The 22,572-nt window shown below is 69.6% G+C and carries 24 protein-coding genes (1 of these 24 cut by a window edge); 9 read left to right on the top strand and 15 right to left on the bottom strand.

Going from position 1 to position 22,572, the window contains the following annotated elements:
* Window positions 1-65: 65 nt before the first annotated feature.
* Window positions 66-533 (top strand): hypothetical protein, encoded by a 468-nt coding sequence (locus L1280_RS09435; RefSeq protein ID WP_253581895.1) that lies wholly within the window; start codon window positions 66-68, stop codon window positions 531-533.
* A gap of 3 nt (window positions 534-536) precedes the next feature.
* Here the strand turns inward: L1280_RS09435 and uvrB are convergent, their stop codons facing one another.
* The 5 genes from uvrB to L1280_RS09410 all read right to left on the bottom strand — a co-directional run bounded on the left by uvrB (window position 537) and on the right by L1280_RS09410 (window position 5,334).
* The gene (uvrB, locus tag L1280_RS09430; protein ID WP_253581893.1) at window positions 537-2,552 is read right to left on the bottom strand and encodes an excinuclease ABC subunit UvrB; all 2,016 of its coding nucleotides are present in this window, start codon (window positions 2,550-2,552) and stop codon (window positions 537-539) included.
* A gap of 117 nt (window positions 2,553-2,669) precedes the next feature.
* Window positions 2,670-3,161 carry an AAA family ATPase gene (locus L1280_RS09425; protein WP_253581891.1) on the bottom strand — a complete coding sequence of 164 codons (492 nt, stop codon included), beginning with the start codon at window positions 3,159-3,161 and terminating at the stop codon, window positions 2,670-2,672.
* A complete protein-coding gene (locus tag L1280_RS09420) occupies window positions 3,158-3,904 on the bottom strand; it encodes a class I SAM-dependent methyltransferase (protein ID WP_253581889.1) in 747 nt (248 codons plus the stop codon). Before L1280_RS09420 ends, L1280_RS09425 begins: the two co-directional genes overlap by 4 nt.
* Window positions 3,901-4,371, bottom strand: coding sequence for an NUDIX domain-containing protein (locus L1280_RS09415; RefSeq protein ID WP_253581887.1), 471 nt, complete (start codon window positions 4,369-4,371; stop codon window positions 3,901-3,903). Before L1280_RS09415 ends, L1280_RS09420 begins: the two co-directional genes overlap by 4 nt.
* Before the next feature lie 63 nt (window positions 4,372-4,434).
* Window positions 4,435-5,334 carry a LysR family transcriptional regulator gene (locus tag L1280_RS09410; protein ID WP_253581885.1) on the bottom strand — a complete coding sequence of 300 codons (900 nt, stop codon included), beginning with the start codon at window positions 5,332-5,334 and terminating at the stop codon, window positions 4,435-4,437.
* A 94-nt stretch (window positions 5,335-5,428) separates the two neighbouring features.
* Here L1280_RS09410 and aceE point away from each other — a divergent pair, with 94 nt between their 5' ends.
* Together aceE and L1280_RS09400 are read left to right on the top strand one after the other, a co-directional pair.
* A complete protein-coding gene (aceE, locus tag L1280_RS09405; RefSeq protein ID WP_253581884.1) occupies window positions 5,429-8,158 on the top strand; it encodes a pyruvate dehydrogenase (acetyl-transferring), homodimeric type in 2,730 nt (909 codons plus the stop codon).
* A gap of 91 nt (window positions 8,159-8,249) precedes the next feature.
* A complete protein-coding gene (locus L1280_RS09400) occupies window positions 8,250-10,127 on the top strand; it encodes a 2-oxo acid dehydrogenase subunit E2 (protein ID WP_253581882.1) in 1,878 nt (625 codons plus the stop codon).
* Between the two features lie 58 nt (window positions 10,128-10,185).
* Here L1280_RS09400 and L1280_RS09395 read toward each other — a convergent pair whose 3' ends face one another.
* Both L1280_RS09395 and L1280_RS09390 read right to left on the bottom strand, forming a co-directional pair.
* Complete coding sequence (locus tag L1280_RS09395; protein ID WP_253581880.1) at window positions 10,186-10,731, bottom strand: hypothetical protein; 546 nt, start codon at window positions 10,729-10,731, stop codon at window positions 10,186-10,188.
* A 70-nt stretch (window positions 10,732-10,801) separates the two neighbouring features.
* Entirely contained in the window at window positions 10,802-11,470 is a 669-nt protein-coding gene (locus L1280_RS09390; protein WP_253581878.1) for an ankyrin repeat domain-containing protein, read from the bottom strand.
* A gap of 109 nt (window positions 11,471-11,579) precedes the next feature.
* Between L1280_RS09390 and L1280_RS09385 the strand changes: the two genes are divergently transcribed.
* The gene (locus L1280_RS09385; protein ID WP_253581876.1) at window positions 11,580-12,383 is read left to right on the top strand and encodes a hypothetical protein; all 804 of its coding nucleotides are present in this window, start codon (window positions 11,580-11,582) and stop codon (window positions 12,381-12,383) included.
* A 67-nt stretch (window positions 12,384-12,450) separates the two neighbouring features.
* Here the strand turns inward: L1280_RS09385 and L1280_RS09380 are convergent, their stop codons facing one another.
* Window positions 12,451-13,635: an acetyl-CoA C-acetyltransferase gene (locus tag L1280_RS09380; protein ID WP_253581874.1), complete on the bottom strand. Its 1,185-nt coding sequence runs from the start codon at window positions 13,633-13,635 to the stop codon at window positions 12,451-12,453.
* 95 nt (window positions 13,636-13,730) lie between these two features.
* Between L1280_RS09380 and L1280_RS09375 the strand changes: the two genes are divergently transcribed.
* The gene (locus L1280_RS09375; protein ID WP_253581872.1) at window positions 13,731-14,171 is read left to right on the top strand and encodes a thioesterase family protein; all 441 of its coding nucleotides are present in this window, start codon (window positions 13,731-13,733) and stop codon (window positions 14,169-14,171) included.
* A gap of 107 nt (window positions 14,172-14,278) precedes the next feature.
* Window positions 14,279-14,872 carry a TQO small subunit DoxD gene (locus L1280_RS09370; protein WP_253581870.1) on the top strand — a complete coding sequence of 198 codons (594 nt, stop codon included), beginning with the start codon at window positions 14,279-14,281 and terminating at the stop codon, window positions 14,870-14,872.
* 46 nt (window positions 14,873-14,918) lie between these two features.
* Here L1280_RS09370 and L1280_RS09365 read toward each other — a convergent pair whose 3' ends face one another.
* The 4 genes from L1280_RS09365 to dcd all read right to left on the bottom strand — a co-directional run bounded on the left by L1280_RS09365 (window position 14,919) and on the right by dcd (window position 16,721).
* On the bottom strand, window positions 14,919-15,305 hold the full coding sequence (locus L1280_RS09365; RefSeq protein WP_253581868.1) for a hypothetical protein: 387 nt from the start codon (window positions 15,303-15,305) through the stop codon (window positions 14,919-14,921).
* Between the two features lie 67 nt (window positions 15,306-15,372).
* Complete coding sequence (locus L1280_RS09360; protein ID WP_253581866.1) at window positions 15,373-15,594, bottom strand: hypothetical protein; 222 nt, start codon at window positions 15,592-15,594, stop codon at window positions 15,373-15,375.
* Window positions 15,595-15,639: 45 nt separating this feature from the next.
* On the bottom strand, window positions 15,640-16,161 hold the full coding sequence (locus tag L1280_RS09355; protein WP_253581864.1) for a GNAT family N-acetyltransferase: 522 nt from the start codon (window positions 16,159-16,161) through the stop codon (window positions 15,640-15,642).
* Window positions 16,158-16,721 carry a dCTP deaminase gene (gene dcd / locus L1280_RS09350; RefSeq protein ID WP_253581862.1) on the bottom strand — a complete coding sequence of 188 codons (564 nt, stop codon included), beginning with the start codon at window positions 16,719-16,721 and terminating at the stop codon, window positions 16,158-16,160. Before dcd ends, L1280_RS09355 begins: the two co-directional genes overlap by 4 nt.
* A 43-nt stretch (window positions 16,722-16,764) precedes the next feature.
* On the opposite strand from dcd, the gene L1280_RS09345 reads away from it, so the two are divergent.
* Together L1280_RS09345 and L1280_RS09340 are read left to right on the top strand one after the other, a co-directional pair.
* Window positions 16,765-17,514, top strand: coding sequence for a metallophosphoesterase family protein (locus L1280_RS09345; protein ID WP_253581861.1), 750 nt, complete (start codon window positions 16,765-16,767; stop codon window positions 17,512-17,514).
* Between the two features lie 9 nt (window positions 17,515-17,523).
* Window positions 17,524-18,591 carry a hypothetical protein gene (locus L1280_RS09340; protein WP_253581860.1) on the top strand — a complete coding sequence of 356 codons (1,068 nt, stop codon included), beginning with the start codon at window positions 17,524-17,526 and terminating at the stop codon, window positions 18,589-18,591.
* Window positions 18,592-18,645: 54 nt separating this feature from the next.
* On the opposite strand, the gene wrbA is transcribed toward L1280_RS09340, so the two are convergent.
* The 3 genes from wrbA to L1280_RS09325 all read right to left on the bottom strand — a co-directional run bounded on the left by wrbA (window position 18,646) and on the right by L1280_RS09325 (window position 20,965).
* The gene (gene wrbA, locus L1280_RS09335) at window positions 18,646-19,248 is read right to left on the bottom strand and encodes an NAD(P)H:quinone oxidoreductase (RefSeq protein WP_253581859.1); all 603 of its coding nucleotides are present in this window, start codon (window positions 19,246-19,248) and stop codon (window positions 18,646-18,648) included.
* Between the two features lie 208 nt (window positions 19,249-19,456).
* Window positions 19,457-20,479 (bottom strand): class II fructose-bisphosphatase, encoded by a 1,023-nt coding sequence (gene glpX / locus L1280_RS09330; protein WP_104991212.1) that lies wholly within the window; start codon window positions 20,477-20,479, stop codon window positions 19,457-19,459.
* A gap of 69 nt (window positions 20,480-20,548) precedes the next feature.
* Window positions 20,549-20,965, bottom strand: a complete 417-nt coding sequence (locus L1280_RS09325) for a hypothetical protein (RefSeq protein WP_253581858.1) — start codon at window positions 20,963-20,965, stop codon at window positions 20,549-20,551.
* A 216-nt stretch (window positions 20,966-21,181) separates the two neighbouring features.
* On the opposite strand from L1280_RS09325, the gene pgm reads away from it, so the two are divergent.
* Window positions 21,182-22,572: the 5' portion of a phosphoglucomutase (alpha-D-glucose-1,6-bisphosphate-dependent) gene (gene pgm, locus L1280_RS09320; protein WP_253581857.1), read on the top strand. Its footprint extends 253 nt past the window's final position; 1,391 of the gene's 1,644 nt are visible here — the first part of the coding sequence; its start codon is at window positions 21,182-21,184; its stop codon lies off the right edge, out of view.

Raw genomic sequence — 22,572 nt, 5'->3', positions numbered from 1 at the left:
GCCGAAGCCGTCGGGCAGCCGCAAGTCGGCGCTGGGCCGTGGCCCCCAGGCAGTACGCTGCCGCCATGCGTTCCCTGCTCCTCTCCGTCCTGCTGCTCCTTCCGACGGCTCTCGCGGGCGGCGTGGCCCCGCGTTCCGGCCCGCTGGCCGCCGGACAGGTCTGGGAGTTGACGGCGACCCGAAAGGACGGGCTGAGCGTCCGCCTCCAGATGAGGCTCGGCAGGCAGATTTCCAACGACGCTTCGGGCCAGACCTACGCCGCAGAGGGACTGATGGGCGGCGGCCACATCAGCTCCTCCCCCAAGGAGCGCGGCATAGACGCCACCGTCAGGGAGCTCAACAGCCTGCAGTGCTTCGCGCAGTTCACGCCTGGCTCGAACGTCGCCCAGGGCTCTTTGCTCTACGGCTCGGGGGAGTGGAACAACGAGCGCCTGGGAAAAGCCCAGAGGGGCACGGACTTCTCCCGGGCGTCCCTGCTGAGGGGCCTGAAACCCCTCAGCGACGGCACCTGTACCCTCAAGCGCCTGCGCTGATCCCTACCGCCGACCCTTGCGCCGCACCTTCTGTCCCGGCACCGTCGCCTGCTTGAACTCCTTGCCCTGAAGCTTGGCCTCGATCGCGCGAATCTGGTCGCGCAAGCTGGCGGCCCGCTCGAAGTCGAGGTCTTCCGACGCCTGCCACATGTCGAGTTCAAGGTCGGTGAGCTGCGCGGCCAGCGCGTCGCGGTCGTCGCCCACGTTCTCAGAGCTGACCTCGTCGGGCGTCTCCTCGCCCCGGATCACGTCGCGCACACCCTTGCGGACGGTGGTCGGGGTGATGCCGTGTTCCTCGTTGTAGGCGATCTGCTTCTCGCGGCGGCGGCGGGTTTCCTCCATCGCGTATTCCATCGCGGGGGTCACCGTGTCGCCGTAGAGGATCACCTCGCCGTTCACGTTGCGGGCCGCGCGGCCGATGGTCTGGATCAGCGCCCGCTCCGAGCGCAGGAAGCCCGGCTTGTCCGCGTCCAGAATCGCCACCAGCGAGACTTCGGGCAGGTCCAGCCCCTCGCGCAGCAGGTTGATGCCCACCAGCACGTCGTAGTGCCCCAACCGCAAGTCGCGGATAATGACCTGCCGCTCCACACTGTCGATGTCCGAGTGCATGTAGCGGGTGCGGACGCCCTTTTCCAGCAGGTACTCGGTGAGGTCTTCGGACATCCGCTTCGTCAGCGTCGTGACCAGGGTGCGCTCGCCCCTCGCGGCCCGCTCGCGCACCCGCCCCAGCAGGTCCTCGATCTGCCCCTGAATCGGGCGCACGGTGACGGGCGGGTCCACCAGTCCGGTCGGGCGGATGATCTGGTCGGCCACGGAGTCGCTGACCTGCCGCTCGAAGGGGCCGGGAGTGGCCGACACGTAGATGGTCTGCCCGGTCTTCTCCAAGAACTCGTCGAAGTTCAGCGGGCGGTTGTCCATCGCCGAGGGCAGCCGGAAGCCGTAGTCCACCAGCGTCTGCTTCCGCGCCCGGTCGCCGTTCGCCATCCCGCCGATCTGCGGCACGGTGACGTGCGACTCATCGATGAAGGTCACGAAGTCGTCCGGGAAGTAGTCCAGCATGGTGTAGGGGGTGGCCCCCGTCGCCCGCCCGTCGATGTGCCGCGAGTAGTTCTCGATGCCCGAGCAGTACCCCAGCACCTTGAGCATCTCCAGGTCGTAGAGGGTCCGCTCCTTGAGCCGCTGCGCCTCCAGCAGTTTGCCCACCGACTTGAAGTACTCCAGCCGCCCGTCGAGTTCCTCCTGAATCGTCACGATGGCCCGCTCGATGTTGCCCGCCGAGGAAACGTAGTGCTTGGCGGGGTAGACCACCGTCGCGTCGAGGTCGGCCAGCCGGTCCCCGGTCAGCGGATGCACCACCGAGATGCGCTCGATGTCGTCGCCCCACATCTCGATGCGCAGGGGCTGCTCGTCGTAGGCGGGCCAGACTTCGACCATCTCGCCCTTGGCCCGGAAGCGCCCCGGCATCATCTCGATGTCGTTGCGCTCGTACTGCATGTTCACCAGCCGCCCCAGCAGTTCGTCGCGCGGCATCTGCCCACCCTTTTTCAGCACCGCGTTGAGCGCCGTGTACTCCTTGGGGTCGCCCAGGCCGTAGATGCACGACACCGACGCCACCACGATGGTGTCGCGCCGGGTCAGCAGCGAGCGCGTGGTGGAGTGCCGCAGCCGCTCGATCTCCTGGTTGATGGAGGCGTCTTTCTCGATAAAGAGGTCCTTGCCCGGCACGTAGGCTTCGGGCTGGTAGTAGTCGTAGTAGGAGATAAAGAACTCGACCGCCGCGTCGGGGAAGAACTCGCGGAACTCGGAGGCGAGCTGGGCGGTGAGAATCTTGTTGGGCGCCATGATCAGGGCGGGGCGCTGCGTTTCCTCGATGACCTTCGCCATGGAGTAGGTCTTGCCGGTGCCCGTCGCTCCCAGCAGCGTCTGGAACCGCAGGCCCGACTCCAGCCCGTCCACCAGCGACTTGATGGCGGTGGGCTGATCTCCGGACGGCGTGAACTCGGATTTGACCTTCAGCATCGGGAAACCTCCGTGGGGCAGGGCAGGACAGGGACCGAACGCCGGGTTCCGGCACGCGAATGCATCCCATCAGTTTACGTCACCAACGTAAGCCGGGTGTGGGAAGGATGACCGAGCTCAGCGCACCTGCCTCTGCAACTCCGCCTCTCCCTCCCGGTCACTCCGCAGCACGACGAGCCGCAGTCCCGGCACGGTCCGCAGTTGGGCCAGTTGCCACTCGGCCTGCGGGGAAAACTGCCAGATGTCCAGCAGCAGCGTCCGCGAGGGCCACTTCGGCGGATGACCGCCGTGGGGAGACCGCCCCAGCCGCTCGCGCCAGAAGGCCCGCCAGAGGCACTGCCAGCGCGGCGGCCGGAGAAAGAACACGGTGTCTGCCCGGTACGCCCGCCGGAGCAGCGTGCTCGAAAAGTTGCCGTCCAAAATCCAGCGCTCCCCCGCCAGCGCGTCCGAGAGACGCGACAGCCACAGCTCCCGGTCCACCTTCTTCCAGCCGGGGTCCCAGTACAGGTCGTCCAGATGCACGAGGGGGAGGCCCGTGCGCTCCGCCAGCCGCTTGGCGAAGGTGCTCTTGCCCGCGCCGGGGCTGCCGACGATCAGGACGCGCCTCACCGGGGTTTCCTCGCCACCACGACCAGCTCACCGCACCCTTCGCCCACGCGCTCGGCGTGCCAGCCGCCGTAAATGCGCTCCACCTCGAAGCCTGCCACGACCAGACTCCGGCGCAGTTCGGCCTCGGTACGGAAACGCAGGGTGCTGCGGTCCACGACGGTCTCCCCAGAGGCTGGAAAGTGCGTGTAGCCGGTAAACGTCACGCGGCCATCCGCCACCCCCTCCACCTTTGTCCAGGTGTCCAGTTCCTGACCATCCGGCAGGGTCAGATGCTCGTGTTCGTCGCCGGAATCCCACACCTCCCAGCCCCGCGCGGCCGGGTCACGCGAATCGAAGGCCAGCCGTCCGCCGGACACGAGGGCGCGGTGAAGGTGCCCCAGGACTTCGGCCCAAGCCGCATCCTCTACAAAGATCTGCGCGACGTGCGAGGTCATCAGCGCGAGGTCGAACGCCCCCTCCGGTGCATCCTCCGCCGTGCCGTGAATCCAGCGCACCGCCTCCGCTCCGGGTTTGGCCTGCGCCACATCCAGCGAGGCGCGGGCGGGGTCGATGCCCGTGACGCGGTGCCTGGCCAGCGCCAGCGCCACCGTCAGGCGGCCCGTGCCGCAACCCAGGTCGAGAATCCGGCTTCCCGGCTGCCCGTTTGCCAGCGCCAGAAAGAAGCCGTCGTCGGCGCTCCAACGGTTCTGAAGGTCGTAGAGGGCCACCAGACGAGGGTCGTTGTATTCGGCCTGCCCGGTCATCTCGGCCCCCGGTCGTCCGTCACGAAATGCCGCAGCTCGCCCGGCGGCACCCGCAGCAGCTCGGGCAGGCACGCGGGATACAGCGGCTCCTGGCCCAGTTCGCTCAGCGGCAGCCATTCCAGCACGCACCCCGGGTTGTCCAGCGCGGCGAAGGGCGGGGGCGGCAGCGTCTCGCCGGAGATGCGGTAGTAAAAGCCGGTCTCGTGCCACGCGCGGCCCCCCAGCCGGAAGAAGTTCTCGACCACCCCCGCCAGCGTGAACTCGGCCGCAGTGTCTCCCGTCTCTTCCCTCCACTCGCGCCGGGCCGCCTGCCCACTGGGTTCTCCGGTGAGCATGGCTCCGCCCGGCAGGTACAGGAAATCGGGGTTGTCGCGGCACACCAGCAGGTGACCGTCCTGAACACACAGCAGGCCCACCCGCAGATTCACGACGGTGCCGTCGGGGGCCGGAAAGCGGAAATCGGTCACCGCGCCAGTGTGCGGCGGGGCCGGGCGCGGGGGCATCGGCCAGATGGCGGGGCGTGGGTCAGGCTACCGGCTCACCTGCCCCGCCCCCAGCACCTCTGCGGCCACCTCCAGAAAGCTCGCCACCACCGGACTGACCTCCCCACCGCCGCGCCACACCGCCACGATCTCCACGACGGGCGCGTCCCGCACGGGGCGGTAGACCACGCCGGGCAGCGATAGGCGCTCGAAAAAGCGGATGGGCAGGAAGACCCCCACCCCCGCCGCCACCAGCGAGAGCAGGGTGGGAATCTCGATGGCCTCCTGCACCACCCCCGGCGTGTAGCCCGCGCCCGAGGTCCAGCGCATGACCTGATCGAAATAGGTCGCCCGCAGGTGCCGGGGAAAGAAAACGAAGGGTTCGCCCGCGAGGTCCCCGATCTCCAGGTCGGCCCGCGCCACCAGCGGGTGCCCGGCGGGCAGGGCGGCCACCAGCGGCTGCCGCCACAGCGGGCGCGAGGTGAGCGAGGGGTCACGCACGGGCAGCAGCATCAGCCCCAGGTCGACCGTGCCGCCGCGCAGCCCCGCCTCCTGCTCCTGCGCGGTGAGTTCGCGCAGGTCCACACTCACCTCCGGGAAGCGCTCGCGGAAGACCCGCACGATCTCCGGCAGGCCCCCGAACGCCAGCCCGCTCACGAACCCCAGCGTCAGCCGCCCGACCTCGCCCCGCGCTGCCCGCCGTGCCCCCTCGACCGTCTGCGCCGCAAGCGCGAGCGTTTGCCGCGCCCCCACCAAGAACTCCTCCCCGGCGGGCGTGAGCTGCACCCGGCGGGTGGTCCGGCGCACGAGCGGCACCCCCACCTCGTCCTCCAGATTCTTGATCGAGTTCGACAGGGCCTGCTGGACCACAAAGACTCGCTCGGCAGCGCGGCCGAAATGCCCCTCTTCGGCGAGGGCGACGAAGTGGCGCAGGTGCCGGAGTTCCATCGCCCTCCAGCCTGCCACACCGACCACTGCGGGTGGTCAGTCCCTTCACTTTGTCCTGTTGGAAGCGGGCAATCGGGGGGCCTAGACTGGCCGCATGACAAAATCGCCGCCGAACCGTCCTCCGCGTGCCGGCTTGCCGCCGCAGGAGCGCGAGAAGCTCAACGAGGTCGAGAAGCAGGAGTGGCTCGACTCGCTCGCCTACGTCTTTGCCGACGCGGGCGACGACCGGGCCGCGCAGCTGCTCGAAGACCTCGACCACTACGCCTATTTCCACGGGGCGCCGATCCAGTTCAAGCAGAACACCCCCTACATCAACACCATTGACGCCGGGGCACAGCCCGAATACCCCGGCGACGCCGAGCTGGAGCGCAAGATTCGCAACGCGATCCGCTGGAACGCCGTGGCGATGGTCGTCAAGGCGAACAAGAAGTCCGACGGCATCGGCGGGCACCTCTCGACCTACGCGTCCTCGGCGGAACTGCTGGAGGTGGGCTTCAACCACTTCTTCCGGGGGCACGGGGCCGGGCCGGACCGCGACCTGATCTTCTTCCAGGGGCACGGCAGCCCCGGCATCTATGCCCGCTCCTTCCTGGAAGACCGCTTCGATGAAGCCCGCCTGAACAACTTCCGGCGCGAGCTGGCGAGGAGTGGCCCCGGCCTGTCCTCCTACCCGCACCCCTGGCTGATGCCCGACTACTGGGAGTTCCCGACCGTCAGCATGGGCCTCGGCCCCATTCAGGCGATCTACCAGGCCCGCTTCATCAAGTACCTCGAAAACCGGGGCCTCAAGCCCAAGGGCAACGCCAAGGTCTGGGCCTTCCTGGGCGACGGCGAGATGGACGAGCCGCAGTCCACCGGGGCGCTCCGGTTCGCCGCCTACGAGAACCTCGACAACATCGTCTTTGTCCTGAACGCCAACCTTCAGCGCCTCGACGGGCCGGTGCGGGCCAACTCCAAGGTGATTCAGGAGTTCGAGGCCCTCTTCCGGGGAGCCGGCTGGAACGTCATCAAGGTGGTCTGGGACTCCAAGTGGGACGAGCTGCTGGCGAAGGACTACAACGGGGCCATCGTCAAGCGCTTCGAGGCGCTCGTGGACGGCGAATCGCAGCGCTACGCGGCTTTCGGCGGCAAGGAGCTGCGCGAGAAGTTCTTCAACACGCCCGAGCTTCAGGCACTGATCGAGGGCTGGACCGACGCCGATCTCGAACTGCTCAACCGGGGCGGGCACGACATCCACAAGATTTACGCCGCCTACGACCGCGCCGTGCGGCATGAGGGTAGCCCGACCGTCATCATCGCCCGCACGGTGAAGGGCTACGGCCTCGGCGAGACGGCGCAGGCCCGCAACGTGGCCCACCAGGTCAAGAAGCTGGAGTTCGAGTCTCTCAAGACCCTGCGCGACCTGCTGGAACTGCCCCTCACCGACGAGCAGGTCGAGCATCTGGACTTCTACCACCCCGGCGCGGACTCCCCGGAAGTGAAGTACATGCTGGAGCGGCGCGAGGCCCTGGGCGGCTTCGTGCCCGAGCGCCGGGTGGACTACCCCCACCCCACCGTCCCGACTGGCGAGTTTTACGAGGAATTCGCGGCGGGCAGCAAGGGCCGCGCGGTCAGCACCACCATGGCCGCCGTGCAGATCATGAGCAAGCTGCTGCGCGACAAGGAAATCGGCAAGCTCATCGTGCCCATCGTTCCCGACGAGGCCCGCACCTTCGGCATGGACGCGCTGGTGCCCCGCATCGGCATCTACTCGCCGCGCGGCCAGACGTACCAGCCCGTCGACTTCGGCTCGCTGATGGCCTACAAGGAAAGCACCGACGGCCAGATGCTGGAAGAAGGCATCACCGAGGACGGCGCGATGGCCTCGTGGATCGCCGCCGCGACGAGCTACGCGAACCACGGCGTGCCCACCATCCCCTTCTATGTCTTCTACTCCATGTTCGGGATGCAGCGCATCGGCGACCTCGTGTGGGCCGCCGCCGACCAGCGGGCACGCGGCTTCCTGTTCGGTGCGACCGCCGGGCGCACCACCCTGGCGGGCGAGGGCCTCCAGCACCAGGACGGCAACTCGCTGCTCCAGGCGTACGTCGTGCCCAACCTCAAGGTGTACGACCCGGCCTTCGCCTACGAACTCGCCGTGATCGTGGAGGCGGGCATCCAGCGGATGTACGTGGACGGCATTGACGAGTTCTACTACGTCACCATCGACAACGAGAACGAGGTGCAGCCCCCCATGCCGGAAGACGGCCGCTCGCACCAGGAAATCCACGACGGCATCCTCAAGGGGATGTACCGCTTCCAGAAGAGTGGGAACACGAAGGCCAAGCTTCGCGCCCAGCTTCTCGCCAGTGGCCCCGCGATGGGCGCAGCGCTGGAAGCCGTCACGATGCTGGAGGGCTACGGGGTGGCCGCCGACGTGTGGAGCGTGACGAGCTACAAGGAACTCCATCAGGACGCCCTGCTGACCCAGCGGCACAACATGCTGCACCCGCAGGAGGAACCGCGCGTCAGCTACGTCGCCTCGCAGCTCAGCAAGGAGAACGCGCCCGGCGTGATCGTCTCGGTCAGCGATTACGTCAAGCTGGGCGCCGACGGCCTAAACGGGCACCTCGACCGCAAGGTCTGGACGCTGGGGACCGACGGCTTCGGACGCTCGGAGGCCCGCGAAGAACTGCGCGACTTTTTCGAGGTGGACGCCAAGCATGTGGTGCTGGCGACCCTCTACGCGCTGCAACGCGACGGCAAGGTGAAGGGCGACGTGGTGGCGAAGGCCATCGCAGACCTCGGCATCGACCCGGGGCGCATTGCCCCCGTCCTGCGTTAAGCCGTCCGCCATCAGCCCTTCGCGATCAGCCGCCTATGCTGATGGCTGATCGCGGAAAGCTGATGGCCCCCTCAAACAAGGAGCGTCCAACATGGCGACAGAACTCAAATTGCCCGACGTGGGCGACAACATCGAACAGGGCACCGTGGTGACGGTGCTGGTGAAGCCCGGCGACCAGATCAGTGAGGGCCAGCCCGTCATCGAGATCGAGACGGACAAGGCGGTCGTAGAGGTTCCCGCCAGCGCGGGTGGCACGGTCGAGGCCGTGAACGTGAACGTGGGCGACACCGTGCAGGTGGGCGGCGTGATTCTGACGCTGGGGGGCGGTGGACCGGCGGCCCCGGCTCAGGGCGGTGCAGGCGACCAGAACGCCGGACAGACCCCCGCGCCCGGCACCCCCTCCGCCGAGCCGGACGCGCCGACGGTGGCGAACGACCCCAGCACGGCCAACCGGGTCGCGCAGGCGCAGATTGAGGCGCAAAAGGAGCAGGCGGGGACAGGGGGGGGCGGTTCGGCCGCCAGTCCTCAGCCCCCCGCTGTCAGCAGTGGAGGGTCGGCGGGCACTCAGGTCACCCTCCCCGACGTGGGCGACAACATCGAGCAGGGGACAGTCGTGACGGTCCTCGTCAAGCCCGGCGACCAGATCAGCGAGGGCCAGCCTGTCATCGAGATCGAGACGGACAAGGCCGTGGTGGAGGTTCCGGCGAACGCGTCCGGCACCGTCGAGAGCGTGGGCGTGAACGTGGGGGACACCGTGAAGGTGGGCGGCGTGATCCTGACGCTGGGCGGCGGTCAGGCTCCGGCGGCCACGGCAGCGGCCTCCGCTCCCGCCGCTGAACCGGACGCTCCCGCCACCGCGCCACAGGCGGGCACGGCCAACCGGGTCGCCCAGGCCCAGCAGGAGGCGCAGAAGGAGCAGGCCGGAAGCACGGGAAGCATGCCGTCCCCCGGCGAGCGGACGCCCACCCAGTCCGCCCCCAGCCAGGCTCCGGGTGCCCAGCGTCCCTACGACACCCAGACCTACGACGGTCGCCAGATCATTCCCGCCGCGCCCAGCGTGCGCCGCCTCGCCCGCGAGATCGGGGTGGACATCCACGACGTTCACGGCACCGGCATCGCGGGCCGTATCAGTGAGGAGGACGTGCGGCAGGCGGCCGGGAGCGGCCAGCGGCCAGCGGCCAGCGCCCAGCCTGCGGCGGCCCCAGCTCCTGCTCCAGCGGCATCCGTTCCCGTTCAGGCCGCACCCCTCCCCAATTTCGAGAAGTGGGGGACCGTGCGCCGCGAGGACATGAGCGGCATCCGCAAGGCGACGATCCGTTCCATGACGACCTCGTGGACGACCATCCCGATGGTCACCCACTTCGACAAGGCCGACGTGACCCGCATGGAAGAGACGCGCAAGCAGTTCGGGGCGCGGGTCGAGAAGGCGGGCGGCAAGCTCACCATGACCCACATCCTGATGAAGGTCGTGGCGAACGCTCTGCGCCGCTTTCCCAAGTTCGGCGCGTCGCTAGACCTGGGCAACCAACAGGTCATCTACAAGGAGTACGTCAACCTCGGCGTGGCGGTGGACACGCCCCAGGGCCTGCTCGTGCCGGTCCTGAAGGACGCCGACCGCAAGAGCATCACCGAGATCGTGCTGGAGCTGAGCGAACTGGCTGAAAAGGCCCGCGAGCGCAAGCTGAAACCCGACGAGATGCAGGGGGCGACCTTCACCATTTCCAACCTCGGCGGGATCGGGGGCACCGGCTTCACGCCCATCGTGAACAGCCCGGAAGTCGCCATCCTCGGCGTGTCGCGCGGCGGGATGGAGCCGGTCTGGAACAAGGAGACGGGCAGCTTCGAGCCCCGCAACATGCTGCCCCTCAGCCTGACCTACGACCACCGCTTGATCGACGGCGCGGACGCGGCCCGCTTCCTGCGCTTCGTGTGCGAGACGCTGGAAGACCCGTTCCTGATCAGCCTCTAACGCGCAGCAGCAAAGCCCCCGCCGTGGCGAAGGCGGGGGCTTCTCGTCTGGGAGGGAGTCAGCGGCCTTCCACGTCCTCGCGCAGTTCGGCGGGGGCGCCGGACGGCAGGTCACCGGGCTGCTCGCCGAGGTGGGGCACCGTCTGCTGGCTGGGGGGCACGTAGCCGGGGTTGGGGTCGGTGGCCCCGCCGATGCGGTCGTAATTGCTCACCACGCTGGCGCTGACGCCCGCATCGACGCCCGCCGGGACCATGCGGTCGACGACCGTGCTGTCGATCCCGATGCCCGCCACCGTCTCGGCACCGGCGAACTCGGGGGCCTGGGGCGCATGCTCCATCGCTTCCGGGTCACGGGTGGCGAGGTGATCGAACTGGTGGGTCACGGCGCCGGGGTCGACGGCAGGCATCGTCACGCCCTTGCCCTCGTCGGCGCTGGCCACCCGGTCCTGGGTGGGCGTGGTGGTGTAGAGATCCTGATGCACGTCCTTGGGATCATGGGTCTGAAAGCCCGTGCGGGGGTCCGGCTGGCCCGTCAGCTCGTTCACGGGCATCGGGGTCTGGCGCTCGCGGTCCTCGTCAGGGCGGCCATCTCGGGGGTCTGTCATGGGTCCAGTGTCCGCCCGCGTCCCCGGTCACCGCAATTCCGGCTTCCTTGAGGCTCGTGGGCGGGCCAGCTCATGGGGCGGGCCGGGTCAGCCGTTCGGCCAGCGCCAGGTGCCCTTCCTCGCGGGCCAGCCCGGCCGCGTCCCGGCCGTCAGCGGTCCGGGCGGCCGGGTCGGCGCCTGCCGCGAGCAGCATCTCGACCACCTCGGCGTTGCCGCCCTGCGCGGCGGCCAGCAGCGGCGTGAACCCGTCCTCCTGCGCGAGGTTCGGGTCTGCCCCCGCCGCGATCAGCCGCCGGGCGAGGGCCACGTGGTTCCCGGCGACGGCCGAGTGCAGGGGCCGCACCCGCAGCGCGTTCTCGCTGGGGCGGTTCACGTCGGCCCCGCGTTCCAGCAACTCGGCGGCGGCCTCCCCGTGTCCGAAGAAGGCGGCCAGCCCCAGCGGGGAGAAGCCGTCGGGGCTGAGGCCATTGACCAGGGCCGGGTCCGCCTCCAGATGGGCCTTGAGGGCGCTCACCTCCCCAGCCGCCGCCGCTTCGTAGACGCTGAGCGGTGCCCCGGCCCCCACCAGCATCCGCACGATGTGGGGGCGCACGTAATAGGCCGCGAAGAGAACCGGGGACAGGCCACTGGGGCTGCGGGCCGTGAGCAGTTCGGGTTCGGCCGTGATCAGGTGCCGTACCTCGTCTTCGTTGCCAGCGTAAATGGCCTGGAAAAGCGCCGTCGGGGCGTCGGGGGTCATGGAAACAGGGTAAGGGCGGGGGGCGTGGTATACACTCAGGGCCACGCCCCGGTCCACAGAACTCTCATCGGCATCCTCATCAGCAGGAGAAGCCCCCCGGAGGAAAGGCATGCTCGGCCGTTCTGATCCTGTTTCGTCCCCGGTGCCGCGCCCGGAGGGCAGGAGCACCGCCCCCGACCCAGGGACGGTCGAGGTCCGGGTTCCGGTGCGGCCCCTGGTCCTCGCGCTCGCCCTGGGGGTCGTGCTGGTGATCGCCGCCGGGCTTCTGGGACAGCTCGGCCCCCTTCTGCTTCCCGGCTTTCACCACCCCGAGTTTTCGGCGGGCACCAACCTCTACGGCGAGTACAACATCCCTTCCACCTACAACACCCTGCTGCTGCTGCTCGCCGCGGTGACGCTGTGGTTGACGGGCCGGGTGGCGCGGCGGCGCGGTGACCCCTTCGCCCGCACCTGGACCGGGCTGGCGGCGCTGGCGCTCTTCCTGACGCTGGACGAGTACTTCGCCCTGCACGACAAGCTGGGAGCGCCCATCCGCGCCCTGTTGGGTCTGGGCGGATTCCTGTACTACGCCTGGGTCATCCCCTACGGCCTGCTGGTGCTGGGCGTGGGCGTGCTGCTGGTGCGGTTCCTGCGCCACCTTCCCGCAGGGTTGCGCCGCGCCCTGCTCCTGGCGGGTGGCTTGTACGTGCTGGGGGCGCTGGGCCTGGAAGTCTTCGAGGCCCGCATCGAGGCGGGAGCGGCGGGAGAGGGCCTGGGCCGGGCGGCGCAGCTTCAGATGGTGTCGCTGATCGCCGTGGAGGAGCTGCTGGAAATGTCGTCTCTGGTGCTGTTGATCGCGGCGCTCCTGGGACACCTGCGCCGGACCGCGCCGGGGCTGGCCCTGCGGCTGCGGCTGGGCGACTCCGGCGAGTAGGCTGCGCAACGGGTGCGGGGCGGAAGCTGGCCGGACATGGCCCCTTCCGCCCCGCGTACTTCCGGCGTCAGCTCCGCGCCCGCACCACCATCGCGATCCCCATGCCGCCGCCGATGCACAGGCTGGCGACCCCGGTCTCCTTGCCCGAGCGGCGCAGCGCGTGAATCAGGGTCACGAGGACGCGGGCGCCCGACGCCCCGATGGGGTGCCCCAGCGCGATGGCCCCGCCCGTCACGTTGACCTGCGCGGGGTCCACGCCGAGGTCCCGCACCACCGCGAGGCTCTGGGCGGCAAAGGCCTCGTTCAGCTCGAAGAGGTCCACGTCACCCACGCCCATGCCTGCCCGTTCCAGCGCGACGGGCACCGCCTTCGCTGGGCCAATCCCCATGATGCGGGGGTCCACGCCGATCGCCGCGTAGCTCGTGATCTCGGCCAGGATGGGCAGGCCGTTCGCCTGCGCGTAGCCCTCGGTGGTCACGGCCAGCATCGCCGCGCCGTCGTTGAGGCCCGAGGCGTTTCCGGCGGTCACCGTGCCGCCCTTCTTGAAGGCGGGCTTGAGCTTTGCCAGCGTCTCGGCAGTGGTGCCGGGGCGCACGTACTCGTCTTTCTCGAACAGGGTCGGCCCCTTCTTGCCGGGAACCTCCACCGGCACGACCTCGTCCACGAAGGCCCCCGACTCGATGGCCGCCGCCGCCCGGCGCTGGCTTTCCACCGCGAAGGCGTCCTGCTCCTCGCGCGAGAGGTTCCAGTCCTCGGCGATGTTCTCGGCGGTGATGCCCATGTGCACGTCGTGGAACACGTCGGTCAGGCCGTCCGAGAGGATGGAGTCGATCGCCTGCGCGTGCCCCAGGCGGTAGCCCTGCCGGGCGCGGGGAAGCAGGAAGGGGGCGCCGCTCATGCTCTCGGTGCCGCCCGCGAGGTAGAGCTGGCCGTCGCCCGATTTTAGGCCCTGCACGGCGCTCACGACCGCCTGCAGGCCCGACCCGCACACCCGGTTGACCGTCTGCCCCGGCACATGCTGCGGCAGGCCCGACTTGATGGCGATCTGCCGCGCCACGTTCATGCCCTGCCCGGCTTGCAACACGTTGCCGACGATCACGTCCGCGACCTCGTCCGGGTTCACGCCCTCCAGAATCGCCCGCGTCGCCGTCACGCCGAGGTCCACCGCCGAGACGTCCGCGAGGGTGCCCAGAAAGCTGCCGATGGGCGTGCGCCGCGCCGCCGTAATGACCAGAGTGTCTGCCTTGCTCATGCGGGCAATCTAACGCGGGGGCGTCCCGGTCCGGCCGGGTCGTCCCTGCCCCCCGAACAGCTCTGGCCCCCGAACGGCTCCGGTACGCTGCCCGCATGACCCGCCCCGCCCCGCATGGCCGCGCCCGCTACCCCCACCACCACCCCACCCCGACCCGCTGGGCCGACAACGACGTGTACGGGCACGTCAACAACGTCACCTATTACGCGTATTTCGACACCGCCGTGAACAGCTACCTCGCCGCACGGGGGGCGCTGGACGTGCAGGCGGGGGCCGTCATCGGGCTGGTCGTGGAGACGGGGTGCGCCTTTTTCGCCCCGGCGGCCTTCCCGGACCTCCTCAGCGTGGGCGTGCGCGTGGCGCACTTGGGGCGCAGCAGCGTGCGGTATGAGTTGGCCGTGTTCCGGGAGGGGGAGGATACGGCCTGTGCCCAGGGGCATTTCGTGCACGTGTACGTGGACCGGGAGACAAGACGGCCCGTGCCGTTGCCGCCCGACTTGCGGGGGGCTCTGGAGCCGCTCACTGCCGGGACGTAATGGGGCCGTAATGGGGCCGGGCGAACCTGTCCACACAGGTTGGTTCCGAGTCGGACCAATCTCCCTGATCGACTGGCCCCCCATTCCCCGGTTTCAGGAGGACGCTCATGACTGCCCAGGCATCTGCTCCCACCCGCATCGTCACCGAGCCCGGCATCTCGCAGTTTCTCTTCGCCGACACCCGCCTCGCGCCCCTGTGGGCTCTGCTGCGCATCTACGTCGGCTGGCAGTGGCTGAACGCCGGTTGGCACAAGGTCACCGACCCGGCCTGGGTCGGCCCACAGGCCGGAACCGCCGTCACGGGCTTCCTGCAAGGTGCCCTGGCCAAGACCACGGGCGAGCGGCCCTCGGTGTCGGGCTGGTACGGCTCGTTTATCGAGAACGTCGCCCTGCCCAACGCGACCCTGTTCTCCTACCTCGTCGCCTTTGGGGAGACGGCGGTGGGCATCGCCCTGATCCTGGGCCTGCTGACGGGCATCGCCGCCTTCTTCGGCGGCCTGATGAACGCCAACTTCCTGCTTGCGGGCACCCTGTCGAGCAACCCTCTGCTGTTCATCCTGGCGACCTGGCTGGTGCTGGCGTGGCGGGTGGCCGGATGGTGGGGCCTGGACCGCTGGGTTCTGCCGAAGCTCGGCGTGATCAGCGTGCCCAGACAAAAAGTCCGCGACCTTCAGGTTCCCCAGCCCCCGCGCACCACGTAAGACCTTCCTGGGAAGCCGCCCACCCGTTGAGAGGTGGGCGGCTTCCTTATTCCAGTCGGCGGCGTCCGGCCCGCCAGACCGCCCACATCAGCAGCGGCTGAAGGGGCAAGCGTGCCCACAGCGCCCACCCCGGCAGGGGCTGAAAGCGCTCGGGGTGCTGCGCCATATCGACGTTCGCCGGAAAGACGGCGACCAGCAGTGCGAGCAGGCCCCAGCGGGCCGCAGGCCGGGTGACCGGGTGCAGCAGCCCCAGCCCACCCGCGACCTCCGCCGCGCCGCTGAGCAGGGTGGCTGTCCGGGCGGGGAAGGGCAGCCCCGGCGGCACGATCCGGTCGAAGGGGCGCGGGGAGACGAAATGCAGGATGCCTGCCCCGACGAACAGCGCCGCGAGGGCCAGCACGCCGGGGGTGGGGCAAGAGGCTTCGGTGGTCATGGAGAGCCCTCCAGTCCGGCATGAAGAAGGGCCAGACCCATGAGCCTGGCCCCCGGCGTGACCGCGTTCAGCCCTGGTTGCTCGCGGGGACGCTGCGGGCTTCCTCAACGTCCTTGGACTCCTTGTGGCCGTCGTGCTCGGTGTTGCGGGCACCTTTGGCCTCACGGTCGTTGACCCCCTTGAAGGAGGGCTTGCCGTCCTTGTCACGCTCGTGGACTTCCTGCCCGTTGCGCTCGTACTCGCCGGGCTGGCTGGTGTGGCCCTTGTTCTTGTCGTCCTGGTCTGGCATGTCCCGAGCCTGACAGCCCAGGTGGGGAAGGAGCCGCAGAAAACCTCAAGTCGGGTTTAGAGATGGCGCGGCAGGACTCGGCGCGACATACACGTGGACCTGGGGAACCGTGCCGTCCGGGTCGGTCCAGTCGCCGCCCACCGTGGCGACGCGTCTCCACCCCTCGGCCTCGTAGAGCCGGACGGCCCCCAGATTCCGGTGATGAACGTCGAGAACGGCCTGTTTGCCGCGCTCCCGCGCCTCCTGCCAGGCAGCGTGCAAGAGCCTCCGCGCCAGCCCCTGCCCCCGCGCTCCCGGAGCGACGAAGAGCCGGGAGACGATCAGCACCTCCGGAACCGCGAGTCCGGTGGCCGTCACCCAGCCGGGGGTGGAGTCGGGGACCGGGCGCAGGATGACCTGCCCCACCACCTGCCCCTGTGCCTCGGCCGCCCACGCGCCCACCGACGGCGGGCTCAGAAACGCCCCGGGGTCGTGCGGCCAGACCGTCGGGTACCCGTCCCCCTCATGCACCGCCCGCAGCGCCCGCTCCAGCGCGGCGAGGTCGGCCAGGGTGCGCGGGCGAATCACAGCCGGGGCAGGGTCACACCTTGCTGCCTCTGGTACTTGCCGCCCCGGTCGCCGTAGGTGACTTCGGGCCGCTCGCCCTCGAAAAAGAGGAGCTGCACGCAGCCCTCGAAGGCATACATCTTGGCGGGGAGGGGCGTGGTGTTGCTGAATTCCAGCGTGACGTGGCCTTCCCAGCCGGGTTCAAGGGGCGTCACGTTGGCCACGATGCCCACGCGGGCATACGTGCTTTTTCCCAGCGCGACAACCATGACATTCTCCGGGATTTTCATATATTCCACGCTGCGGGCCAAAACAAACGAGTTCGGTGGAATGATGATCTCCGGCGCCGTGATGTCGATAAAAGCCCGCTCGTCGAACGCCTTAGGGTCCACGATGGTGTTGCCGTGCGCGTTGGTAAACACCTTCCACTCGTCGGCACAGCGCAGGTCGTACCCGAAGCTGCTCAGGCCGTAGCTGATCACGTGGCCCTGCTCGGCGGTGCGGACCAGCCGGTCCTCGAAGGGGGTGATCATGCCCGCGTGGGCCAGCTCGCGGATGCGCCAGTCGGGAAGGATGCTCATGGGCCGCATGCTACCGGGGCCGGGAACGGGGTAGCCTGCGCGGGTGAGGTTGGCCGTTCTCAGCGACGTTCATGGCAATGCCCCGGCGCTGGAGGCGGTGCTGCGGGAGGTGCGGGCCGAGTCGCCCGACCTCGTGATCAATCTGGGCGATCAGGTGGAGGGATCGGCCGACCCCGCCCGCGCCGCCGCCCTCCAGCACGAACTGGCGCGGGCCGGGGCGCTGGAGGTGCGCGGCAACAACGAGGAGAAGTTCTGGCCGGGCGGTCGGCGCTCGCCCCTCGCCCGCGAGTACGGCGCGTGGCTGGAGACGCAACTGGACGCGGCGACGCGGGCGCGGCTGGCGGCCCTGCCCCTGACCGCCCGCACGCTGGGTGGCCGCGTCTTTGCCTGCCACGGCACGCCGGAAAGCGCCTGGGACAGCCTGCTGTGGGTCTGGCAATCGGACGCGGCAGGCGGGGGCTTTTACCGTGCCCGCGAGCCCCGCGAACTGGGTGCCCTCGTCGCCCCCCTCGCGGCTGAGGTGGTCCTGTGCGGCCACACCCATCGTCCCGGCGCGACGCGGGTAGGGGACACGCTGGTCGTGAACGCCGGGGCCGTCAGCGATCAGGTAGACGGCGATCCTCGCGCCCGCTGGACCCTGCTGGAGTGCCGTTCGGGGCGCTGGACCGCAGACTTCCGCGCCGTGACCTATGACATCGGGACGGCGGTGCGTTGGTCGCGGGCGCACAGTCCCTTCGGAGAGGGCGAGGCCGCGCTGCTGCGCTCGGGCACCTTCGACGTGCGGGGCGGGTAGGCTGGCCCCATGCGAGGCGTGATGGCGACGGTGGGTCTGGCTCTCCTGGGGACGGCGGCGGCACAGGGCGGGTGCGGGGGCGAGGCAGGAAGTCCGTCCTGGGTCAAGTCGGGAGTCTTCCACGGCACGCTGGGGGGACAGGCGGTCGCCCTGGAACTGGGTCCGCGCGACGACGGCGAGGCCGCCCGCTACTTCTACGAACGCTTCGGCGTCAATATTCGCCTGAAGCCGGGCCGCGCGGGCACAGTCCTGCTGCTGCGCGAGGAAGTCTGGACGCTCGCGGGCACGAAGGTCACGGGCTGCCTGCGTCTCGAACGGGCCGGGGCAGGACTGCGGGGAAGTTGGACAAGCCCGGACGGGCGGAGGACCCTCCCCGTCTCGCTCGCCCCACTGGACGTGACGCGCCTGCCCCTCAACCTCCCCGACTCCCCCGGCCTGCGGCGGTTGCGAGGCTCCGATCCCCTCACCTTCCTCAAGCTCAACCGGGCCTGGGTGCGAGAGGCCGGGGGTGCCCGCGTCCGGGAGCCGCTGAGCGGCGTGCACTCCCCGCGCGTGCCGGGCGGGAGCGCCGCCCTGAACGCGGCCCTGCAAGACCGGCAGCTCGAACACGCTGCGAATGCCCTCGACTGCCGGGCGGGGCTGGAGGGGTCGGGCGAGGACGCCTACGGGGTGGAGGCTCAGGTGACCCTCCTGCGCTCCCACCTCGTCAGCCTGTTCGAGAATGCGGGCTACTACTGCGGCGGCGCCCACCCCGACAATTTCGACGTGGGCCTGATCCTCGACCGGGCCACGGGCCGCCCGGTGCCGGTCACGGCGATCTGGCCGGGGTTGACGCCCGCGCGTCTGTCCACCCTCTACCTCGCCCGCAGCGGCGCGGACGCCGAGTGCCGGGAGGTGCTGACGGGGGACGGGTTGGAGTTGACAGCCCACCTCACCCCGCAGGGGCTGGCGCTCACACCCACGGGCCTGCCGCACGTCGTGGCCGCATGCGCAGAGACGGTCACGCTCCCCCTCGCCACCCTGCGTGCCCAGGCAAAATCGCAAGGACCGTACTTCCGCGACCTCTATCCCCGGTAGGGACAGCAAAAGGCGCCCCGGGTCCTCCCCGGAGCGCCTGTCTGGACCCTCGCCTCAGCCCTTGAGCTTGCGGGTCACCTCAACCTGACGGCGGGCCTGGTGGCGGATGCTGGCCTTGTCCTCCTCGCTCAGCGGCTGGCCGTTAGCGGTCACGCTGGCGCCGTAGGGGTTGCCGCCCGAGGCGAAGATCGCGGGGTCGGTGTAGCCGGGGGGCACGATGATCGCGCCCCAGTGCGCGGCCATGACGTACAGGGTCTGGATGGTGGTTTCCTGCCCGCCGTTGGGGTTCTGGGCGCTCGTCATCACGCTGAAGGTCTTGTCCGCCAGCGCCCCCGAGGCCCACAGCCCGCCCAGCGTGTCGATAAAGACCCGGAGCTGGCTCGCGGAGCCGCCCCAGCGGGTGGGCGTGCTGATCAGGATGGCGTCGGTGTTCTGCATGTCGTCGGGGGTTGCCTCGGGGATATGCGCGGTGCGCTCCTGCTGCGCCTTCCACGCCTCCTGGCTGTCCACCACGCTCTGCGGGGCCGTCTCGCGGGCCTTGACCAGCCGCACCTCGGCCCCGGCCTCGCGGGCGGCCTCGGCGGCCACTTCCGCCATCTGGTAGTTCGTGCCGTAGGTCGAGTAGTAGAGGATCGTCATCCGCACAGGGTTCGTCATGGCCTCAGCCTACTCCCCCCAAGCAGATAGTTCAACATTAAGCGATCCATTACCCTGAACGCTGGCCGGAAGGGTCAGAAGGATTCGGGTTGAACAGGTGTTGTCACCGTTCAACCAGAGCGGAGCGGGCAGGAACAAAACGGTTGCCGGGAAAGGAGTTCTCCCATCGGTGCTCCTGGGTGGGAGAACGGAGTGGACGGCCACCGGATCAGACGCGGATGGTGACGCGGGCGGAGTCGTCCTCCAGATGCACCGTGTCGATAAAGCGCACCACGCGGGTGGCGTAGCCCATGACCAGGGTGTGCGTGCGGGCGCCGCCGCCGAAGCGCCGAACGCCGCTCAGCAGTTCGCCGTAGGTGATGCCGGTCGCGGAAAAGACGATCTGCCCCCCCGGCGCGAGTTCGTCGGTGCGGTAGACCTTCTTCTCGTCCACGCCCATCTGCGCGAAGCGCTCGCGCATGGCGTCGTCCTCGGCGATGAAGCGGCCCTGGATCTCGGCGCCCAGGCACTTCATCGCCGCCGCCGAGAGCACCCCTTCGGGAGCGCCGCCCGAGCCCATCAGCGCGTGGACCCCGGTGCCGCGCACGCCCACGGCGAGGCTGGCAACCACGTCCCCGTCCCCGATCAGCTTCACGCGGGCACCCGCCGCCCGCACCTTACGAATCAGGTCGGCGTGCCGCTCACGGTCGAGAATCGTGACGAGCAGGTCCTCCACGTCGCGCTCCAGGCTCTGCGCGAGCACGGCGAGATTGGCCTCCACCGGCCAGTCGAGGTGCACCCGTCCGGCGGCGGGGGGCGGCACGACCAGCTTGTCCATATAGCAGTCGGGCGCGTGCATCAGGCCGCCGCGCTCGGACAGGGCGATCACCGCGAGGCCGTTGGGCAGGCCCTTGGCGGTGACGGACGTTCCCTCCACCGGGTCCACCGCGATGTCCACCTCGTGCTGCCCGCGCCCCAGCTCCTCGCCGATGTAGAGCATCGGGGCCTCGTCCATCTCGCCTTCCCCGATCACCACCCGGCCCCGGATGTCCAGCGAGTTCAGCAGTTCGCGCATCGCCTCGGTGCCCGCGCCGTCCACCGCGTTCTTGTCGCCCATGCCGACCCAGCGGCTCGCGGCCAGCGCCGCGCCTTCGGTCACCCGCGCGGTTTCCAGCACCAGCGCATGCTCGAAACTGTTCGCCCGGCCCGGCCCCGGTTGCGTGCCCGCCTGCCCCTTCTGCTTGCCCGTCATGGGGGGAAGCTAACACGCCCGCACCGAAACCCCGCGTTGGGAGCGGTTCCAGTGTGCGGGGGCAGGGGGTCAACCTGCCGGGGCATCCGTCCAGATCAGGACCCACGCCGCAGATTCTCCCAGGGATTCCAGGGCACCCAGCCGGTGGTTGCCGTCCCGCACGGACAGGATGCCGCCCCGCCGCTGCACGATCAGGGGCGCGAGGCGGCCTCCCGCACCGACATGCGCGGCCAGGGCCAGCACGCGGGCTTTCCAGCTTCCGGTGGGCTCGGGGTATTCCATCCCCGGTTCGGGGCCACAGCACCGTTCCAGAGCGGAGAGACGCACCTGAATTGGTCCTTCCCAGAGGCGGGGCGCCAGCCTCAGCCCATCCGCCAGCGCCGGATTGCCGCCCGGCTGCCGCAGGTGCAGGTCCACCCACCCGGCCAGACGGCCCTGTGCGGCCGCTTCCCGCGCCCCTGCGAGGTCGAACCCGCCGTCCTCCACCTTGTCCTACCGCAGCACGCCCGTCCATACCAGCAGCAGCCACAGCACCACCGGGACCGCCAGTGACAGGACGATCAGCTTGAGCAGCCGCCACCAGTCGTTCAGGAACTCGCGCATGGGCCGAGGGTAGCAGGGAAGGGGAGAGGGCTTTTGCGCCAAGATTCACCCTGTCTCGGCTCAGGCTCCGGCGGGGACGGGGTGCTTACACTGCGGAACATGACCCTCCACGACCTCGCCGGGCAGCCCGCGCCGCCCTCGCTGCTCACCAACATTCCGCGCCTGGTGGCCCACTACTACGAGACCCGACCCGACCCCCAGAACGCGTCGCAGCGCGTGTCTTTCGGCACCAGCGGGCACCGGGGCACGTCGTTGAACGGCTCCTTCAACGAGGCGCACATCCTCGCCGTCTCGCAGGCCGTCGCGGAGCACCGGGCGGCGGCAGGCATCACCGGGCCGCTGTACCTGGGCCTGGACACGCACGCCCTCAGCGAACCCGCGTGGATGACGGCGCTGCAAGTCCTCGTCGCCAACGGGGTGCGCGTGCGTGCCCAGCCGGGCTTTTTCACACCTACGCCGCTGATCAGCCACGCGATCTTGAACCATAACCGCGCCGGGGGAGACGGGACCGCCGACGGCATCGTCATCACCCCCAGCCACAACCCCCCGCGGGACGGCGGCTTCAAGTACAACCCGCCCTCGGGCGGCCCCGCCGATACGGACGTGACGGGAGGCGTGCAGGCACGGGCCAACGCGCTGCTGGAAGGGGGATTGCGGGACGTGCGGCGGGTAGGCCTGGACGACGCCCTCGCCGCGCTGGAGCCGTTCGATTTCGTGGCCCCCTACGTGGCCGAACTGGATCAGGTCGTGGATCTCGCCACCATCCGCGAGAGCGGCGTGCGGTTGGGCGTCGATCCCCTTGGTGGCGCCAGCCTGCCCGTCTGGGAGGCGATTCGGGACGCGCACGGCCTGAACCTCACCATCGTCAATGAGACGGTGGACCCCCGCTTCGCCTTTATGCCAGTCGACCGCGACGGCAAGATCCGGATGGATTGCTCCAGCCCCTACGCGATGGCCGGGCTGCTGCGGCTCAAGGACGACTTTGACGTGGCCGTGGGCAACGATCCCGACGCTGACCGCCACGGCATCGTCACCGCCGACGGGCTGATGAACCCCAACCATTACCTCGCGGTGATGATTGGCTACCTGTTCCAGAACCGGCCCGGCTGGAGCGCGGACGCGGGCGTGGGCAAGACGCTGGTGTCGAGCGCCCTGATCGACCGGGTGACGGCGGGCCTGGGGCGGCGGCTGGTCGAGGTCCCCGTGGGCTTCAAGTACTTCGTGGACGGCCTGCTGACCGGTTCGCTCGGCTTCGGGGGAGAGGAGAGCGCGGGTGCGAGCTTCCTGCGGATGGACGGCGGCGCGTGGAGCACTGACAAGGACGGGATCATTCCCGGCCTCCTCGCTGCCGAGATCACGGCGAGGACGGGGCAGACACCTTCCCAGCGCTTCGCGGCCCTGACCGAGCAGTACGGCGAGACGGCCTACGACCGTCAGGACGCGCCCGCCAACGCGGCCCAGAAGAAGGTGTTGTCCAATCTCAGCCCTGA

Source organism: Deinococcus sp. HSC-46F16, from assembly GCF_024171495.1.
In the GTDB taxonomy this organism is placed as follows: domain Bacteria; phylum Deinococcota; class Deinococci; order Deinococcales; family Deinococcaceae; genus Deinococcus.
This window is presented reverse-complemented; position numbering and strand designations above follow the sequence as displayed.

Excerpts from the sequence above, each read along its gene's own strand:
- L1280_RS09435 (WP_253581895.1), top strand. The coding sequence starts at position 66 with ATGCGTTCCCTGCTCCTCTCCGTCCTGCTGCTCCTTCCGACGGCTCTC.
- uvrB (WP_253581893.1), bottom strand. The coding sequence starts at position 2,552 with ATGCTGAAGGTCAAATCCGAGTTCACGCCGTCCGGAGATCAGCCCACC.
- L1280_RS09420 (WP_253581889.1), bottom strand. The coding sequence starts at position 3,904 with ATGACCGGGCAGGCCGAATACAACGACCCTCGTCTGGTGGCCCTCTAC.
- L1280_RS09410 (WP_253581885.1), bottom strand. The coding sequence starts at position 5,334 with ATGGAACTCCGGCACCTGCGCCACTTCGTCGCCCTCGCCGAAGAGGGG.
- aceE (WP_253581884.1), top strand. The coding sequence starts at position 5,429 with ATGACAAAATCGCCGCCGAACCGTCCTCCGCGTGCCGGCTTGCCGCCG.
- L1280_RS09400 (WP_253581882.1), top strand. The coding sequence starts at position 8,250 with ATGGCGACAGAACTCAAATTGCCCGACGTGGGCGACAACATCGAACAG.
- L1280_RS09395 (WP_253581880.1), bottom strand. The coding sequence starts at position 10,731 with ATGACAGACCCCCGAGATGGCCGCCCTGACGAGGACCGCGAGCGCCAG.
- L1280_RS09390 (WP_253581878.1), bottom strand. The coding sequence starts at position 11,470 with ATGACCCCCGACGCCCCGACGGCGCTTTTCCAGGCCATTTACGCTGGC.
- L1280_RS09385 (WP_253581876.1), top strand. The coding sequence starts at position 11,580 with ATGCTCGGCCGTTCTGATCCTGTTTCGTCCCCGGTGCCGCGCCCGGAG.
- L1280_RS09380 (WP_253581874.1), bottom strand. The coding sequence starts at position 13,635 with ATGAGCAAGGCAGACACTCTGGTCATTACGGCGGCGCGGCGCACGCCC.
- L1280_RS09375 (WP_253581872.1), top strand. The coding sequence starts at position 13,731 with ATGACCCGCCCCGCCCCGCATGGCCGCGCCCGCTACCCCCACCACCAC.
- L1280_RS09370 (WP_253581870.1), top strand. The coding sequence starts at position 14,279 with ATGACTGCCCAGGCATCTGCTCCCACCCGCATCGTCACCGAGCCCGGC.
- L1280_RS09365 (WP_253581868.1), bottom strand. The coding sequence starts at position 15,305 with ATGACCACCGAAGCCTCTTGCCCCACCCCCGGCGTGCTGGCCCTCGCG.
- L1280_RS09360 (WP_253581866.1), bottom strand. The coding sequence starts at position 15,594 with ATGCCAGACCAGGACGACAAGAACAAGGGCCACACCAGCCAGCCCGGC.
- dcd (WP_253581862.1), bottom strand. The coding sequence starts at position 16,721 with ATGAGCATCCTTCCCGACTGGCGCATCCGCGAGCTGGCCCACGCGGGC.
- L1280_RS09340 (WP_253581860.1), top strand. The coding sequence starts at position 17,524 with ATGCGAGGCGTGATGGCGACGGTGGGTCTGGCTCTCCTGGGGACGGCG.
- wrbA (WP_253581859.1), bottom strand. The coding sequence starts at position 19,248 with ATGACGAACCCTGTGCGGATGACGATCCTCTACTACTCGACCTACGGC.
- glpX (WP_104991212.1), bottom strand. The coding sequence starts at position 20,479 with ATGACGGGCAAGCAGAAGGGGCAGGCGGGCACGCAACCGGGGCCGGGC.